This is a genomic window from Vibrio sp. 10N.222.55.B11, assembly GCF_041473705.1.
In the GTDB taxonomy this organism is placed as follows: domain Bacteria; phylum Pseudomonadota; class Gammaproteobacteria; order Enterobacterales; family Vibrionaceae; genus Vibrio; species Vibrio crassostreae_C.
This window is the reverse complement of the sequence record NZ_JBFRST010000061.1, coordinates 1-15,524: the sequence shown is the minus strand read 5'-3', so window position 1 is coordinate 15,524 and position 15,524 is coordinate 1. Positions and strand designations below refer to the sequence as shown.

Sequence of the window (15,524 nt, the reverse complement as noted above, 5' to 3'; positions counted from 1 at the left end):
GCTAACTAACTCCTAGCGACGTTTTTCAGGAAGCAAAGCCGCCTTCTCTTCTGAAATCCACCATGTATCGATACCTAAATCGTATTTAGGCAATACATCTGGACGCTCAAACTTGTCCCACATTGCTACGCGATACTCGCCAACGTGCCATTGTGGGATGTTGTAGAAATTCCACTGCAATACTCGGTCTAGTGAACGACCTAGTGTAAGAAGCTTTTCAGGGTGCTGTTGGTTACGCGCAATTTCTTCTGTTAACGCGTCAACCACTGGATCGATAACACCTGCAGTATTGTAAGTAGAATCAATGTAGTTAGAGTTCCAAACGATCATTAAGTTCGGGCTAGGATAAGGGTTTGCGGAAAATGACGACGAAACCATGTCGAAATCACGATCACGCAAGCGCTTGATGTATTGAGTGGTATCGATGGTACGGATCTTCATCTCAATACCCATGCGCTTAAGGTTTTTTTGAACCGGCGTTGCGATACGTTCCGTGGTTGGGCTGTAAATCAACAACTCAAATGACATCGGCTTGCCAGTCTTTTCGTTGGTCATGACTTTGTCTTTCAGCACCCAACCCGCTTCTTTCAACAATTTGAAAGCGGTACGCATTTGGCTACGAATACGACCGCTACCATCGGTGACGGGTGGTTGGAATTCTTCGGTGAAAACTCGCGGTGGAATCTGATCTTTGTATTGAGACAACAACTCGACTTCAGCTTCGCTTGGTAAGCCTTTCGCTTCGTAGTCGGTATTTTGGAAGTAGCTACGAGTACGCTTGTACTGACCATAGAACATGTTCTTGTTCATCCACTCAAAGTCCATCGCGTAGGTTAACGCTTCACGAACTTTAGGATCAGAGAACACAGGTGATTGAATATTGAAGACGAAACCTTGAGTCGTTTCAGGCTTCTCGTAGTTAATCTCTTCTTTAATGATGTAGCCTTTATCGAAGTTCGCGCCTGTGTAGGAGTTGGCCCAGAACTTCGCCGAGTTCTCGGTTCGAAGATCAAACTCCCCGGCTTTAAAGGCTTCCAGCATTACCGTGTCGTCACGGTAGTAATCGTATTGCACTTGCTTAAAGTTATTACGGCCAACGTTAACAGGCAGATCCGCAGCCCAGTAATTTTCATCTAAACCGTAGGTCACACTTTGACCCGATTTATAACTGATGATCTTATAAGGGCCACTGCCCACAGGCGGTTCACTTAGCGGCTCAGACAGTTTTCTGTCTTTCCAGAAATGTTTTGGTAATACACGAGTACTTTGCGCAAAGCTAAACAGCTTCTCACGATTTGGCTTGTTCATCTCAATACGAACAACCAAATCAGATACCGCTTTTACTGACTTAATCTCTTTGTAATACACACGATATTGAGGCACGCCCTCGGTTGAGAACTTGTCAAAGGTGAAGGCAACATCATGCGCAGTGATAGGCTCGCCATCTTGGAATTTAGCATTTGGGTTGATGTCGATTTCCATCCAAGTGAAATCACTGGCGTAGCGAACCTTTGAAGCAATCAATGGATAGTACGCATCAATCTCGTCACTCGGAGAAAACATCAAGGTATCGTAAATCTCTCCGGTATAACTTGCAGCAACGCCGCGGGAACCGAATCGATTAAAGCTATCGTACGTACCTATGCTGCCATAGGTCACTTTGCCCTGCTTTGGCGCATCAGGATTAACGTAATCGAAGTGAGTGAAATCGGCTGGATATTTTGCTTCACCAAAACCAACCAGTTGTGTGGTTTCAATAACGGTGACAGCAGGAGTTGATTGGGTTTCAGAAGCGTAAGTAACGGAGGGTTGTAAAGCAATAAGCGGCAACATGATTGCACATGACTTCAAATTAAACCTGAAAAACTGAGTGCGTTGCGAGGCTTTGCGTCGAAAAACTGTTCCCATTTGACTCTCCCTTCAAATGTCATGAATTCTATATTCAAGTTGATTTATCGGCTTTGAATGCATGCCGTTAAATCAAGTATAGGTTCAAAACTAACATCATGTAATAACTAATAAAACCATCAGCACTCTATCTCTGACGGTTTATTTACAAATTACTCGTCACCACTCGAAGTTATTGGATGCAGTGAGCTTTGATTGCTTTGGTTCCTTTGATTGAGTTGATTAGCTTGGTGGCGTTGGAAAGCACGGGGGAAGGCAGAAGCACTAAGATTGCTCTAGCCTGAATGACACAAGCCTCAACGGCTAAGATTCCTTTGGTTGGCTTCTAAAGTGAAATTTAGGCTCTAAATAATCAACAAACTATACTTTTACTGGAGTATCCTTGCAGCCTAGGTCTAAATGGAATGACACTTTGAACAAACCAAACCAAATAACATTCGCAACGTTCAACCTTCTGAACTATCTCGAGCCACCGAATGCTTATTATGATTTTGAGAACATCTACAGCTTCGAAGAATGGCAGAAGAAGCAACATTGGATGGCTGAAGCGATTCGCTCATTAGATTGCGATGTGATTGGCTTCCAAGAGATATTTAGCCCGCAATCTTTAGAGCTATTGATGAACGAGCTAGGTTATCCATACTTTGCAGTGGTCGATAGCGCCAACGTTGAAGATGATTACCTATACACCTCACCAGTCGTTGGGATCGCTTCCCGTTACCCGATTGAAAACGTGCAGCCTGTTACGCCAGATTCGAAGTTACTGAAAGCATTCAACCTTGGCGACAAATTCTCATTCAACAGAACACCTGTTCACGCGACGATTACGTTACCCCATTTAGGTTCAACCGACTGTTATGTGGTGCACTTCAAATCACAACGTCCGACAGAACCAAAAGCAGAATCTGTCGATGCGGACAACACTCAGCAAGGTGCAAAACCACAAAGTGACACGCTCACTCGTTTTCACCAAGAACAGCTTGGCTCTTGGCTATCAAGTGTCCAACGCGGTCTAGAAGCTCAGATGCTGCATCAATACATCACCAACCAACGCTACCAAACCGAGCAACCTGTTGTGTTGATGGGTGACTTTAATAAGCCACTGTTTAATGATGAGTTTAAAGGGCTGTTGAATTACTCAATCAACCGAGACGAAAACAGCAAGCATTGGCTATCCCACTTTCGCTTGAAAGACAGCTGGGATCTTTACCATCAGCTACATGAAGAAGATTTGCTTGAACAGCGTAAGCCAACCCATTACTACGGCGCATCTGGGTCTGTACTGGACTACATTTTGATGTCGAACGAGTTTGATTGTCAGAACTCGTCTAGTTTGATGGAGATCTCTAGCTACACAGTGTTAGACCATCACCTCACCAATCCAAGCTTTGAACACGACCAATTCAGTACGGACCATGCCATCGTGTCTGTTACCGCTCATATTCGTGAAGCCTAGAGTTAAACATAAAAAAGCCGCAGTCAAAAACTGCGGCCTTCCACTTTAGCTAAACGGGTTGAGCTAACCGACGCCCCATTTAGAAACCGATTTACCGTTTAGCAAAGTATGAAACTTAGAATGTGTACATTGCGTCTAAGTAGAAAGAATCCAGAACAACAGTATCTTCTGTCTTGTGTCCGTTTTCGTAATCTTCGATATCAAAAGCATCGGCTTCGTACGCTAAGCGAAAGCTCAACGAAGACATTGTAGGTGGCGTATATCCAACACCAACACCCATACGGATGCCATCTCCCGAATCATCAAAACCATCTCCTGAAGGGCGAGAGCCATCAGCAAGCTTCATGTCTAGATCAATAGTCGACAGACCGATAGTGCCAAATGGACGAATGCCATTATCAAACGTGTAACCGAGGTTCGCCGTTACCGAAAAGATTTGAGGTGTCCAAGTGAAAACCTTATTACCAGATTTCGTTTTCAGGGCGATATCACCAAAATCTGTGTATTGAGCTTCAACCGAAACAATGCGGTTAAATTTGTAACCAGCAATTAATCGGTAAGTATTGTCTTCGGCTTTAAAAGTAATAGGCTCACTGATCGTGTCAGTTAACCCGCCCACTTCGACCATTAGCACACTTAAATAATTACCCGCTCCAACAGCAGGCCAATTTGCTCAATCTCCACAATTTAGAATAAGACGAACAGAAAACACGATGAACCACACAATAGACTTCAACGGCTTAATCATTGAAATCGACGCTCGAACGATTACCAACCAGCAAGGAAACAAAATCACTTTGCGCCCTCGCCTATTAGCAGTGCTCTGCTTGTTATTGGAAAATGTGGGAAGACCGATTTCAAGAGAGCATATTGTTGATGTGTGTTGGGACGGACAACTCTCGTCACCACATGTTCTTGCAAACGTAGTCTATAACCTACGCAATGTGTTCGCGCGATTAAGAGCATCCAACGTCCAGATCATTACCATTAGTAAGTTCGGATATGCGCTATCGATTGAACCCACGTAAAAGGATTTATGCAATCAATGGCGGTGACTAAGATCACCAAAAAACGCCCAATCGAAACGTTTCGATGATCATTATCACACTCTAAAACAATCAAACGTGCAAATGATAAATCAGACACTATTATCACTATCGAAACGTTTCGATGGCTTTTCTTGAGTTGTTCTCAACCCATCAAGCGTTATTTTTCGATAGGTCGTGATATGAAAAAAAGTACTTTAATAAACTCTGAACTCTCTTACCTAGTGGCGACTCTTGGCCACACAGATGAAATCACGATTTGTGACGCGGGCCTGCCGATTCCAGACCACGTAACTCGTATTGATCTTGCTTTGACTCACGGTGTCCCAAGCTTTCAGCAAACGGTAAAAACCATGCTGGATGAATCTCAAATCGAAGGCGTTGTGATTGCAGAAGAGTTTGCGAAAGTAAGCCCAGAGCACCACGCAGCGCTGATTGATTTAATCAAGACAGAAGAAGCACGTTGTGGCAAATCGCTTTCTATTACTTACATCACTCATGAAGAATTCAAACAGCGAACGCATGAAAGCCGCGCGGTAATTCGCACCGGTGAATGCACACCATACGCAAATGTTATTTTCCAAGCTGGCGTAACCTTTTAGCTCAAGCAAAACGCAACGACAGCTCAGTGTCATCACTGAACCAAAAACAATACATAGACAGAATAATCAAATACAACTGGCCCCGAGTAAAGGAACCGACATGACTCAAGCCATTTTAGAACTTAACTCAATTGAGAAAGCCTTCCCTGGTGTTAAAGCACTGGATAAGGCAAGCCTCAACGTTTATCCAGGACGCGTAATGGCGTTAATGGGTGAAAACGGTGCAGGTAAATCAACGCTCATGAAAGTGCTGACAGGTATTTATCACTTGGACGGCGGCACTATCGCCTACCAAGGAAAACCTGCTGCATTTAAAGGGCCACGTGATTCTCAACAAGCAGGCATTAGCATAATTCACCAAGAACTGAATCTAATTCCTGAGTTGACCATCGCCGAGAACATCTTCTTAGGTCGTGAAATCACTGGCACCATGGGTCGTATCTTGTGGAACGAGATGTACCAAGAAGCAGACAAGCTACTTAAACGCCTTAACGTGAAACACAGCTCGAAAACGCCTCTAGGTCAGTTGAGCCTTGGTGAGCAGCAAATGGTAGAGATTGCGAAAGCCCTATCGTTTGAATCTAAAGTCATCATCATGGATGAACCAACCGATGCGCTAACCGATACCGAAACTGAATCTCTGTTTAAGGTGATTAACGAATTGCGCGATGAAGGCTGTGGCATTGTTTACATCTCTCACCGTTTGAAAGAGATCTTCGAGATTTGTGATGACATCACCGTGCTGCGTGACGGTAAGTTCATTGGTCAGTGTGAAGTAAAAGACACCGACGAAGATGGCCTAATCGAAATGATGGTTGGTCGTAAGTTAGACGAACAATATCCACGTATCGGCCAGAGCCATGGTGAAACTTGTCTTGAAGTGATTGGCCTGACGGGTTCTGGTGTTCACGATGTGAGCTTTACGCTAAAACGCGGTGAAATCCTGGGTGTATCTGGCCTAATGGGTGCTGGCCGAACTGAACTGATGAAAGTGATTTACGGTGCCCTTCCAAGTGAACGCGGCGTCATCAACCTAGAAAACAAAACCATCAACCCTGTAAGCCCGAAAGACGGCTTGGCCAATGGCATTGCTTACATCTCTGAAGACCGTAAGGGCGATGGCTTAGTGCTCGGGCTTTCAGTGAAAGAGAACATGTCTCTGTGTTCACTGGATCTACTGACTAAGAGTGGCCAAATCCAACATAAAGACGAAGTAATCGCGGTTGATGACTTCATCAAGTTATTCAACATCAAGACCCCGACTCGCGAGCAAATCATCGGCAACCTTTCTGGTGGTAACCAACAGAAAGTAGCTATTGCTAAAGGCTTGATGACCAAACCAAAAGTACTGATTCTCGACGAGCCAACGCGTGGTGTCGATGTCGGTGCGAAGAAAGAAATTTACCAACTCATTAATAAATTTAAAGCCGACGGCATGAGCATCATTTTAGTCTCATCTGAAATGCCAGAAGTGTTAGGAATGAGTGACCGCATCATGGTGATGCATGAAGGCCGTGTAAGCGGTGAATTTGATGCTAAAGAAGCAAACCAAGAATTATTACTGGCGTGTGCGGTCGGTAAAAAGATCAACGAGGACGCAGCATGAGTACTAAAACCATGAGCAAAACAACTGAAGCTCCAAAGAAAAAACCGTTAATCAGCAAAGAGTGGCTGATTGATCAAAAGTCATTGATTGCTTTGCTCTTCCTGATTGTTGTCGTTTCTTTCTTAAACCCGAACTTCTTTACTGTCGACAACATCCTAAACATTCTGCGCCAAACCTCGGTTAACGCAATTATCGCTGTAGGTATGACGCTGGTTATCTTAACCGCGGGTATCGACTTGAGTGTTGGTTCTGTACTGGCGCTTTGTGGTGCGTTCGCAGCCAGCATGATTGGCATGGAAATCCCTGTGATGATCGCAGTACCAACCGCTCTTGTAGCAGGTGCAGCATTAGGTGCGATTAGTGGTGTGATTATCGCTAAGGGTAAGGTTCAAGCCTTCATCGCAACGCTTGTCACCATGACACTACTTCGCGGCGTAACCATGGTTTACACAGATGGTCGTCCTATTTCAACAGGCTTCACAGACACAGCAGACGCATTCGCTTGGTTCGGTACTGGCTACGCAATGGGTGTACCGGTTCCAGTATGGATCATGGTCGTGGTATTCGCAGCAGTATGGTACCTACTTAACCACACACGCTTTGGTCGCTACGTTTACGCACTGGGTGGCAACGAATCAGCAACTCGCCTATCAGGCATCGACGTAGACAAAGTAAAAATCGGTGTTTACGCAATCTGTGGTCTGCTAGCTGCAGTGGCAGGCATCATCGTGGCATCGCGTTTGTCATCTGCTCAACCAACTGCAGGTATGGGTTATGAGCTAGACGCTATCGCAGCCGTAGTTCTTGGCGGGACAAGCTTAGCTGGCGGTCGTGGCCGTATCATGGGCACATTGATTGGTGCTCTGATTATCGGCTTCCTAAACAACGCCCTAAACCTACTAGACGTATCTTCTTACTACCAGATGATTGCAAAAGCAGTGGTTATTCTTCTGGCAGTATTGGTCGACAACAAAAACAAATAAAACCTATTCACACTCTAGGTTAATACAAGTAACACCCTGTTTTACCTTAAAATATTAGAATCTATAAATAATGTAACAACGAGCTAGGACTCACCTCTTAGCTCCCCCTACACAAAGGACTTACACCATGAAAAAATTAGCGACTCTTATTTCTGCTGCTCTTCTTTCTACAACAGTATCTGTGTCTGCACAGGCGCAAGATACAATGGCAATCGTTCTGTCTACATTGAACAACCCATTCTTTGTAACCATGAAAGATGGCGCAGAAGCGAAAGCTGAAGAGCTAGGCTACAAGCTTATCGTTCTTGATTCTCAAAACGATCCAAGCAAAGAGCTTTCGAACATTGAAGATCTAACCATTCGTGGTGTTAAGGCAATCCTGATCAACCCAACAGATTCAGACGCCGTGTCTAACGCAATTCGCATGGCTAACCGTTCAAACATCCCAGTACTAACACTAGACCGTGGTGCAAGCCGTGGTGACGTAGTAAGCCACATCGCTTCTGATAACGTAATCGGTGGTGAAATGGCAGGTCACTTCATCATGGAAAAAGTGGGCGAAAAAGCGAAAGTAATCCAACTTGAAGGTATTGCTGGTACTTCTGCAGCTCGTGAACGTGGTGAAGGCTTCATGAATGCAGTAAACGGCAGCGACCTTGAGCTTCTTGCAAGCCAACCTGCTGATTTCGACCGTACTAAAGGTCTGAACGTAATGGAAAACTTGCTTGCAGCTAACCCAGATGTACAAGCAGTATTTGCTCAAAACGATGAAATGGCACTAGGTGCACTTCGCGCAGTTCAAGCGTCAGGTAAAGAAGTGATGATCGTTGGCTTTGATGGCACAGACGACGGCATCGCTGCTGTTAACCGCGGCCTACTAGGCGCTACAGTTGCACAACAACCTGACCTAATCGGTTCTCTAGGTATCGAAATGGCAGACAAAGTACTGAAAGGCGAAACAGTAGACGAGTACGTACCAGTACCTCTAAAAATCATCGCTAAGTAATCGTTACTAGGTAACGCGATATAAAGCAGGGAGTTCCCTATCTCCCTGCTTTGATTGGCTCGCTGACTCAAACAAAAGCAAACCCCGACAGTGCATCGCTGTTTCTCATTCCGCTCACAAAAGAGAGCGCACTTAACACCATGAGAAAGACCCATGCATTTTCAAATACGATATATCATAAGGCTCGTATCATGACTCAACTGATTGTTTTAGGTAGCGTTAACGCTGACCACGTACTGCAAGTTCCTTCGTTCCCTCGTCCGGGTGAAACCTTGATTGGCGGTAACTATCAGGTCATTCCTGGCGGCAAAGGCGCAAACCAAGCCGTAGCGGCAGCAAGATTAAACGCAGACATTGGCTTCATCGCCTGTGTTGGTGACGACCCATTTGGCGTCAACATTCGTCAAGATTTTGCTAAAGATGGTATCAACATCGACAGTGTGATCGTTGCGGACAACACGCCGACTGGCATTGCGATGATCCAAGTATCCGCAACGGGTGAAAACAGCATCTGTCTTTCTGCAGAAGCTAATGACAAGCTGACTTGCGACCAAATCGAACCACATCTAGAGAAGATTCGCGGAGCCAAATACCTGCTAACTCAACTTGAAACGCCAATTGAAGGTATTGAGTACGCTGCGAAAGTAGCAAAAGAGAGTGGCACGCAAGTCATTCTAAACCCGGCTCCTGCTCGTCCATTATCGGATTCACTGCTTGCTTGTGTTGACGTGATTACACCGAACGAAACTGAAGCAGAAGTGCTGACAGGCATTACCGTGACGGACAACGCGTCTGCTCATCAGGCTGCGTTGGCTCTGCATGCTAAAGGCATAGAAACGGTAATGATCACGCTAGGCGCGAAAGGCGTGTGGGTGAGTCATCGCGGTCAAGGCAATGAAGCCAGCGAAGGTGAATTAATCGCAGGTTTCCGTGTTGAAGCAACAGATACAACTGCCGCAGGTGACACCTTTAACGGCGCGTTGGTGACAGGCTTGCTTGAAGATATGCCACTTGAGCGTGCGATTAAATTTGCTCATGCTGCAGCTGCTATCTCTGTGACACGCTTTGGTGCTCAAACGTCGATTCCAAGCCGTGCTGAAACCGATGCGTTTTTGGCAGAGCAACTGTCTGCTTAGTTTGATACCTATTTGAAGGCCTAACTTCTGAGCTAAACCGTGGTTAACGGATGTTAGCCTTCAAATTCGGTAACAACAAATAACAAGAATAAGCCCCTGTTTTCAGGCAGAATATCGCCCAACGTGGAAGGTTATTCCCACAAGGATTTTTTATGGCAACAATGAAAGACATCGCACGGCTCGCAAAGGTTTCGACTTCTACCGTGAGCCACGTGATCAACAAATCACGCTTTGTCAGTGAAGAGATTGCTGAGCGTGTTAACAGTGCGGCTAAAGAACTCAACTATGCGCCTTCTGCATTGGCTCGCAGCTTGAAAATGAAGCAAACCAAAACCTTGGGAATGCTAGTGACCACATCCACCAACCCATTCTTTGGCGAAGTGGTAAAAGGTGTGGAACGTCGTTGCTACGAAAAAGGCTACAACCTTATCTTGTGTAACACCGAAGGCGATAGCGAACGCATGAAATCCTCTATCGATACCTTGCTGCAAAAGCGAGTCGATGGCCTGATGCTAATGTGTTCTACCCTTGAAGGCGAACATATCGATGTATTCGAGCGCTACCCAGAACTGCCTGTTGTAGTCATGGATTGGGGCCCTATGTTGTTTGCGAGCGATAAGATCCAAGACAACTCGCACCAAGGTGGCTACATGGCAACTAAGCACTTGATAGATAACGGTCATTCTCAAATTGGTTGTATCACTGGCCCACTGCACCGCAATCAAGCTTCGTCTCGTTATCAAGGCTTCAAGCAAGCAATGGAAGAAGCCAATTTAGAGATCAACCCTAAGTGGATTGTTGAATCCAACTTTGAATGTGACGGTGGTTTTGACTCTTATCAGACATTAAAAACTCGTGGCAAAATGCCGTCTGCCTTGTTCGTCAGTAACGATATGATGGCGATGGGCGTGATTCACGCTGCGGCGCAAGATGGCACATCGATTCCGAATGATCTGTCTATCATTGGCTACGATGACATCCACCTGTCGAAGTACATGACACCCGCGTTAAGCACTGTCCACCAGCCAAAACATCGTTTAGGTAAAGCCGCAGTGGATACGCTTTTGAGCAGATTACAAACTCCAGATGCTTATCCGCAAGTCGTTGAACTTGAACCTACTCTTGTTGAGCGAAGCAGCGTAAAAGCCATTTAAAGCGCCTTCTTAGAGATCTAAACAACAAAGGGCAAGGTTAAAATAACTTGCCCTTTTCGCTCCTAATGCACTTCACTTATCTTCTTAGCGATTCAACACAGATGCGATTTGCTGTATTTCGTCTAACACATCGACGCCATTGTATTGCGGCGCAATCGAGGGATCTTGAATACTCACGGTTTCTACCGATTGCTTGTCGTTAAGTTTAGTCACTAACTCCCCTTTGGGTGAGTAGGCTCGGCTTCCACCACAATAAGTCGCGGTAAACGCATTAACCACATCTTGCCCGACGCGATTACAAGTAACCATGTGACACCCTTCCTCCAAGGCTCTCGCTTGAGCAATGGCAAAACTATGATGCCCACCGAAGTTGGCAGGGTGAAGAATAACGTCGACCGACTGATACCCTCTCATGATCTCCGGGAACCAAATATCAAAGCAAATCGCGACACCAAACTTTAAGCCTTTGTGCTCAAACGAGAGGCGTTCCTCCCCTCTCGAGAAATACTGCTTATCGAATTTGGTTTGACTGATTTTTCTATATTTGTGTCGTAAACCGGAAGCATCCACAACCACGACGCTGTTGTAATATTGGCCGCTATCTTTCTCGGCAATACCAGCAACAATCAAGGTGTGATGCTTCGCTGCAAGCTGCGTTAATGAATCAATAGTACTGCTGTCGGCGAAGTCTTCAGCCAATTCATGAATTTCTTCAGCCTCGTTAAAAATATACCCAGTCGTGAACAGTTCAGGCAGTAAAGTAATATCACCGACTGACGGCTCCGCTTGCAAAAGATCAGAGACCGAATCTATATTCTTTTGTTTGTTTTTGTATTCAACTTCAAGCTGAATAAGCGTGATACTGACATTATTCAAAATCGATTCCTTACTAGGTAATACTTAAAGCTGTAATGCTTCAAGCTAGAGACTAAGAACTAAGAACTAAGAACGAAAGAGTAAGGCAATCCCCTATCGCTTTCTTATTCGCCCGCCAAAGGTTGAAGCAGGTGCACAGTCCTGTACGTATTTTAAACCTGCCTACGGCGCTAATTAAGGCTCTGGTAAAACGGGAGGCGTGCTGTCCATGTAGGTTAAGAAATTCGCCCACACCTCATGCGTGCGCTGCTTGGTTAACGTCGTCTTACAGGAAAGCGCCATAACCCCTCGAATAGAACCATCACGCCATTGGGTGTAAACAGAGTCACAATGTGCTGTCATGTACGCCTGCCAGCTCTCCTGAGCCTTCTTAATTGACGCCACCAGCTGAGCATCATAAGCATTGTGCTCAAAGCTGGCTGCAAGGTATTTATCGAGCTCCGCTTGTGCAGATTCCAACTCAATTGCCGCACAGTGATTGATCTCGATGGTATTCATCGCATTCTCGCAATCAACAACACCTTCGTAGGCCAACGCAGAGAATGAGAAGCACACCGCTATGAGTGCTGATATCAGTTTTGTCATAATCATCCTTTATGCTGCCACCACCAAAACGAATCGTGTCGTGACTTTATTTATTTAAACGTGGCTCAATATTTAGCTCATTCAGCTCATTCAGCTCATTCAGCCAGAGCAAATAACAATAAAATTTATCAGGATATAAGCATTTGTTATCCGCATAAATCATCAAAAATGACGCCTCGCCAACTCAAATAAATGAGATAACGCTCAGATTTTGCTGGTAAAACTAGAAAACATATTATTTATATCAATAATTCGTGCCTGCATTCACAATATTAATTATTTATATTGCTACGTAATCGTTAACTTTATAAATTAAATCGAATGCTCACATAAATCGGTAACGCTTCTCCAACTATGGATATCAAGTACCAAAACATTGCCAAGACTTCATTTTACTTTGCCATCTCTTTCTTTTTTTCCATGGCAATGCTCATTCCTTTTACACCGTATCACTACCAAACATTAACCGAAGACACATCAAGGTTAGTCGAAACTAGGTTAGAAAGGATCCAATCAAGGTTCGACCGTTTTTTATCTGAAGTTAGACCTGAACAGTCTTGCGACGCGATCGTTAGACAGCTTCGACAAAACGTTTTTGAAGCCGATTGGGTAAAAGAAGCAGCGGTATTCAATAAACAGAACCGATTTTACTGTTCAACCACCGATGGTGACGTTTCATTTCGCCTATACAGCACCATCAGGCAGCGACTCAATGACGACCCGAATTTAACAACCCTGTCGTATTCCAACTCGGCCATCACGCAAGTTCAGTCCATCATGCTCATTTTCTCGAACAAAGAAGATGCCGGAGTGAGCCTGATGATTCCGCCACACTTCATCTATGACCTTGTTGAAACAAACCTGAGCAGCCATGGAATACAGGCCAAAGTTGAAGTGATCAAAAGAGATATCCACCCTACCGATATTGACTCATCAATCGCCAAGGTGCGGATACAATCAAACACCTACCCATTGACCATCACCTCATACATTGGGTATCAGTTTTATCTTCACTTCATGTTGAGTTATTTATGGTTTGGCTTTTTGATGGCCGGAATCACCACCATTATTCTCCTTTCCATCAAGCATAAAAAGCAGAGCCAACGCAGCTTAGAATATTCGCTTTCAAGTGCGCTAAAAAACCAACACCTTCATGTTCACATGCAGCCTATCGTTAACCAAAACACCAATGAGATCGTCGGCTGTGAGTCACTATTACGATGGAACGACCCAATTGAAGGTAACGTCTCCCCGGCTATTTTCATTCCGCTTGCTGAAAGCTTAGGCTTAATTGAGGAGCTCACCTACTTCGTGCTGCGCAAAGTATTAATGACGTTGAAAAGCAATCAAGATGTGTTCGACTCAAAGTACATCAGCGTCAACATCAGCCGCAACGTAGTGTCTAACAGTAACTTCTCTAACAAAGTGATCAGCATCTTTAAAAGACACCCTGAGATCCTCAAGCAGGTGGTTTTTGAAGTAACCGAAGATGGTGAATGTTCTGATGCCGACATGGTCAAAATTAGAGACAACCTAACCAAGCTATCGAACAGGGGCGTCAGAGTCGCGATTGATGATTTTGGTACAGGCTACGCAGGGTTAGATTTCGTAAGACAGTTCCCGTTCAGCATTCTCAAAATCGATCGCGTGTTTGTGAAAAACATATCCGACGAATCCAGCTTTGGTCTCCCTTTGCTAGAGTCCATGCTTCAACTATCACGCACCTTAGGGATGCAAGTGATCGTAGAAGGTGTCGAGTACGAATCCCAAGTGAAAATCTTATCTAAGCTTGGTGTCGACTATATCCAAGGCTTCTATTTTTATAAGCCGATGCCGATAAACCTGACTATCAGCTTACTCAAGCAACAGCATTTTGAGTCAGATAACGTTGAGGAACAAACCAACCAGACATTCCTTGTTACATAAGGCACTAAAAAACAACGAAAGAAAATGCGAAGGCTATGGGTCTCCTTTGATGAACATTTAAACCATCGCATCATTGAATGCATCACAAGGGATATCATGGAAAAGACACTTCAAACCAAACTGGCGACTAGCCTACTACTGCTGAGAATCGGCATTTTTATCGTCTTCTTATTCTGGGGCTTAGATAAGATCCTTGTCCCTGAGCACGCGACAAAAGTACTGTCTGGCTTTTACGGCATCGACATCTCGAACAATGCGATGATGGCTCTGGGTGTCGCGCAGCTCGGATTTTTAGGCGCATTCGTTGTAGGCATGTGGAAAAAGTACACCTACGGAGCCATTTTAGTCCTTCATGCAGGCTCAGCCTTTTCCTCTTTTGGAAAATACATGGACCCGTTCAACAACCTACTGTTCTTCGCCTCTTGGCCAATGCTCGCAGCCTGTATCGCGATCTTCTTACTTCGCGACTACGACACTTATAGCGTTTCCAACTAACACAAAGGGCGCCGTTATTGGCGCCCTTTGTGTTTTGCTTGGTTCTTATCAACCTAAGATACTCTGTTAGCTGTATGACCCTATTTTACATTTCTATAAGTTACTAGAAACCCTGTCAAACCTATTGAGAGAGCAGCAATACATACTCCCCTCAGTATTGCATCATTGAGATAAGCTGAGTAGAAAAGCATTGCAATAAATGCACTACATGACACCAAAAAAGGTGCAATTGAACGATGGGTAAAACGTGAAGTATCAACCACACTATAACGATCTAGAACCAAATCCAAGAGCAAGAGCATGTGCATAACAAACAAAACATTTAGTACTGGAAGTACCCAGTAAAACCAACTATCTACAGGAAAGCTAAATAGTTGAACAAAGGTAAGGTGAGCCAATATAGAAAATAAAATACTTTTCCAACCATTCGAACTACTTTGTACTCTAATGCGGTATGTTCGTCGGGCGACAGAAGCAAGTGGCTTGACTGAAGAAACCCAAATAGCCAACCAAACTATAAGTAATACCATGGTTCAAGAGCCTCTAAATTAAGGTTTACGCAGCTATTCTGAATTAGGTATCTAGAACTATTATCCCAAGATATCGACACTTTACGCCTTGCTAAGGTGTGAGCAAACCAATACCTTAGCCTCCGCATAATACCTTAAACACATAAACCAACGCATAGTAAAAATGCCACGTGTTGCGAATCACTCTTAAGCAACTTGTTGAACGAAGCCGCTAC

General features: G+C 44.6%; 14 protein-coding genes. 10 read left to right on the top strand and 4 right to left on the bottom strand.

The features are described 5' to 3' along the window. Positions 1-12: 12 nt before the first annotated feature. A complete protein-coding gene (locus tag AB4503_RS20395; protein ID WP_372115659.1) occupies positions 13-1,908 on the bottom strand; it encodes an extracellular solute-binding protein in 1,896 nt (631 codons plus the stop codon). A 412-nt stretch (positions 1,909-2,320) separates the two neighbouring features. Between AB4503_RS20395 and AB4503_RS20390 the strand changes: the two genes are divergently transcribed. Further along, entirely contained in the window at positions 2,321-3,364 is a 1,044-nt protein-coding gene (locus AB4503_RS20390) for an endonuclease/exonuclease/phosphatase family protein (protein WP_372115658.1), read from the top strand. Between the two features lie 115 nt (positions 3,365-3,479). On the opposite strand, the gene AB4503_RS20385 is transcribed toward AB4503_RS20390, so the two are convergent. Then, entirely contained in the window at positions 3,480-3,992 is a 513-nt protein-coding gene (locus AB4503_RS20385; protein WP_372115657.1) for an outer membrane beta-barrel protein, read from the bottom strand. 85 nt (positions 3,993-4,077) lie between these two features. Here AB4503_RS20385 and AB4503_RS20380 point away from each other — a divergent pair, with 85 nt between their 5' ends. From AB4503_RS20380 to AB4503_RS20350, 7 genes are all read left to right on the top strand, one after another. Further along, positions 4,078-4,392: a transcriptional regulator gene (locus AB4503_RS20380; RefSeq protein WP_372115656.1), complete on the top strand. Its 315-nt coding sequence runs from the start codon at positions 4,078-4,080 to the stop codon at positions 4,390-4,392. Between the two features lie 200 nt (positions 4,393-4,592). Then, positions 4,593-5,012, top strand: a complete 420-nt coding sequence (gene rbsD / locus AB4503_RS20375) for a D-ribose pyranase (protein WP_017060853.1) — start codon at positions 4,593-4,595, stop codon at positions 5,010-5,012. 100 nt (positions 5,013-5,112) lie between these two features. Then, a complete protein-coding gene (gene rbsA, locus AB4503_RS20370; protein ID WP_017060854.1) occupies positions 5,113-6,618 on the top strand; it encodes a ribose ABC transporter ATP-binding protein RbsA in 1,506 nt (501 codons plus the stop codon). Continuing rightward, entirely contained in the window at positions 6,615-7,601 is a 987-nt protein-coding gene (rbsC, locus tag AB4503_RS20365) for a ribose ABC transporter permease (protein ID WP_017060855.1), read from the top strand. The genes rbsA and rbsC overlap by 4 nt, the downstream gene beginning before the upstream one ends. Positions 7,602-7,728: 127 nt before the next feature. Beyond that, entirely contained in the window at positions 7,729-8,607 is an 879-nt protein-coding gene (rbsB, locus tag AB4503_RS20360; protein ID WP_017060856.1) for a ribose ABC transporter substrate-binding protein RbsB, read from the top strand. 191 nt (positions 8,608-8,798) lie between these two features. Beyond that, positions 8,799-9,743 carry a ribokinase gene (gene rbsK / locus AB4503_RS20355; RefSeq protein WP_372104335.1) on the top strand — a complete coding sequence of 315 codons (945 nt, stop codon included), beginning with the start codon at positions 8,799-8,801 and terminating at the stop codon, positions 9,741-9,743. Between the two features lie 152 nt (positions 9,744-9,895). Then, positions 9,896-10,897 (top strand): substrate-binding domain-containing protein, encoded by a 1,002-nt coding sequence (locus tag AB4503_RS20350; RefSeq protein WP_372115655.1) that lies wholly within the window; start codon positions 9,896-9,898, stop codon positions 10,895-10,897. 84 nt (positions 10,898-10,981) lie between these two features. Here AB4503_RS20350 and AB4503_RS20345 read toward each other — a convergent pair whose 3' ends face one another. Next, entirely contained in the window at positions 10,982-11,773 is a 792-nt protein-coding gene (locus AB4503_RS20345) for a carbon-nitrogen hydrolase family protein (RefSeq protein WP_371725055.1), read from the bottom strand. A gap of 174 nt (positions 11,774-11,947) precedes the next feature. Further along, complete coding sequence (locus tag AB4503_RS20340) at positions 11,948-12,358, bottom strand: lysozyme inhibitor LprI family protein (RefSeq protein ID WP_372115654.1); 411 nt, start codon at positions 12,356-12,358, stop codon at positions 11,948-11,950. 354 nt (positions 12,359-12,712) lie between these two features. Here AB4503_RS20340 and AB4503_RS20335 point away from each other — a divergent pair, with 354 nt between their 5' ends. Together AB4503_RS20335 and AB4503_RS20330 are read left to right on the top strand one after the other, a co-directional pair. Further along, complete coding sequence (locus AB4503_RS20335; protein ID WP_372115653.1) at positions 12,713-14,284, top strand: EAL domain-containing protein; 1,572 nt, start codon at positions 12,713-12,715, stop codon at positions 14,282-14,284. Positions 14,285-14,380: 96 nt separating this feature from the next. After that, positions 14,381-14,779: a hypothetical protein gene (locus tag AB4503_RS20330; protein ID WP_372115652.1), complete on the top strand. Its 399-nt coding sequence runs from the start codon at positions 14,381-14,383 to the stop codon at positions 14,777-14,779. Positions 14,780-15,524 lie beyond the last annotated feature (745 nt).